At 50.0% G+C, this 2,392-nt stretch carries 3 protein-coding genes; all 3 read left to right on the top strand.

Annotated features, from left to right (window positions below; translation table 11 throughout):
* Positions 1-432 (top strand): FtsW/RodA/SpoVE family cell cycle protein (locus tag ABYT30_RS18490; RefSeq protein WP_373097988.1); only part of this gene is annotated, 432 nt, incomplete at its 5' end.
* 14 nt (positions 433-446) lie between these two features.
* Positions 447-1,466, top strand: a complete 1,020-nt coding sequence (gene mltB, locus ABYT30_RS18485) for a lytic murein transglycosylase B (protein WP_373080929.1) — start codon at positions 447-449, stop codon at positions 1,464-1,466.
* Positions 1,463-2,323: a septal ring lytic transglycosylase RlpA family protein gene (locus tag ABYT30_RS18480; protein WP_373080928.1), complete on the top strand. Its 861-nt coding sequence runs from the start codon at positions 1,463-1,465 to the stop codon at positions 2,321-2,323. Before mltB ends, ABYT30_RS18480 begins: the two co-directional genes overlap by 4 nt.
* Positions 2,324-2,392 lie beyond the last annotated feature (69 nt).

Here is a 2,392-nt window from a genome sequence, read left to right as displayed (position 1 = left end):
TGGAATATTATTCAGTCTAAAACTGCCATTGGCTCTGGGGGCTTTGAAGGTAAGGGCTGGCTGCTGGGCACCCAATCCCATTTAGACTTTTTGCCTGAGAGTCATACCGATTTTATTATCGCCGTGCTTGCCGAGGAATTCGGCTTGCGTGGGGTATTGCTGTTATTGTTACTCTATGGCTTGATCGTTAGTCGCGGGCTTTGGATCGCGAGCCAAGCAAAACAATGCTTCGGTCGCTTATTGGGCGGGAGTATTATTCTCACTTTCTTTGTCTATGTCTTTGTGAACATGGGCATGGTCTCGGGTTTGCTGCCAGTGGTGGGCGTGCCCCTACCGTTGGTGAGTCAGGGCGGTACTTCACTGGTGACATTATTGGTGGGGTTTGGAGTTTTGATGGGTATTTGCGCAGATGAGCGCTTAGTACACCAGTGATTATAGGATTTACTGTGAAAAACCAAAATAAGCTAAAAACTATTTTAAAACAGGTTTGCTGCGGTGTAGCGGCTACCGTGCTACTCGCAAGCCCGAGTGTGGCCGATTATAGCGGCCACCCAGGGTCTGAAGCGTTTATAAAAACCATGGTCGAAAAGCATAACTTCGATCGTGACTGGGTGGTTGGCATCCTTAAGGAGGCTGAGCCAAAACAATCCATATTAGACGCCATGTCGCGACCAGCGGAGTCAGTGATGACTTGGGGGCGCTATCGCAAAATATTTATTCAGGACTCCAGAATTGATCAGGGCGTTGAGTTTTGGCGAGAGCACCGTGCCACCTTGGCCCGAGCCGAGCGTGAATATGGCGTGCCAGCATCGATGATCGTCGGCATTATTGGTGTCGAGACACGCTATGGTCGCAATAAAGGTAGCTACCGCGTGGTTGATGCCCTTGCAACTTTGGGTTTTGACTTTCCTCGCCGTAGTAGCTTTTTCCTCGGTCAGCTTGAAGAATACATGTTGATGGTAAGGGAGCAGAAGTTTGAGCCCTTTGAACTGAAAGGCTCCTACGCTGGCGCCATGGGCTTTGGCCAGTTCATACCAAGTAGCTATCGCGCCTACGCCGTGGATTTTGACGGCGATGGCAAGATTGATATCGTTAATAACCCCGTCGATGCCATTGGCAGCGTGGCTAATTATTTTAAACGTCACGGTTGGCGGGCAGGCGAGCCGGTGGTTAGTGGTGCGGTATTAAAGAAAAATGCTGATACCAGTTTATTTAATACCGGTCTCAAACCAACAAAAACGGTTTTGGAACTAAGCAAGGCGGGTATTGGTAGTGACCGCGCATTGCCACCAGAACTAAAAGCGACAGCGATGAAGCTCGACGGCGATGACGGCGATGAGTACTGGATTGGCTTGAAAAATTTTTACGTTATTACTCGCTATAACCACAGTGCTATGTATGCCATGGCGGCTTATCAATTGAGTCAATTGATCGACGCTAAGATGAATGGAGTCGCTGGATCTTGAGTTTGCGTCTTGTTCTCCCCTTGCTTTCGTTATTGCTACTCGCTGCCTGTGCCCCAGTAAGCCAACAGCGGGATAGCAGTCCGGAAGCACCGGTGTCTACCACACCGAAGCCCACTAATTATGGTCGCTATCAGCAGCAACACGATGGCGCGCCCCTGATTCGCCTCGATCCGGCAACGATTGCCGATGCAACTCCGCGCTACGAGGTGATTCGGGCGTCGGGTAACGCGAGCCCCTACGTGGTCAACGGCAAGGAATATAGGCTGCTGGACGATCACCGTCGCTACAAAGAGCGCGGCATCGCCTCGTGGTATGGCACTAAGTTTGATGGCCATGCGACCTCAAACGGTGAAACCTACAGTCTTTATGAGATGACTGCGGCGCACCGCACCTTGCCCATTCCGGTATATGTCAAAGTGACCAATTTACGCAATGGTCGCACGGCTATTGTACGGGTGAATGACCGCGGTCCATTCCATTCTGATCGGATTATGGATTTGTCTTATGCTGCGGCAGTAAAACTGGGTTTTTCCGATCAGGGCACGGCGCCGGTGGAAATTGAGATCATAGACACGGATAATAGCCAGGTGGTAAGCGGGGCGGACGCAACGCGGTATTATTTGCAGGTTGGTGCATTTAAACAGCTGGCTTCGGCTACGGAGTTGCAGCGTACCTTGAGCGCGGGTCTAGGCTATCCAGTTTTAATTGCCAGTAGCAACGGTAAGCGCGGCAATGATCTGCACCGAGTAAGAGTCGGGCCGTTTATCGATTATTCTTCTGCTCAAGCCGCGAAAAAAGTACTAAAGCAGCGTTGGTCAGGTGAACCTCATTTGGTAGTCGAGACCAATGACTCCTAAATCATTTATGAAGTTAGAAAAGGGAATTATGTTTAAACAACGATTTTTGATGTTTACCGCAAGCTTGTT

Origin of the sequence: Zhongshania sp. (assembly GCF_041623545.1) — a bacterium.
GTDB lineage: Bacteria > Pseudomonadota > Gammaproteobacteria > Pseudomonadales > Spongiibacteraceae > Spongiibacter.
This window is presented reverse-complemented; position numbering and strand designations above follow the sequence as displayed.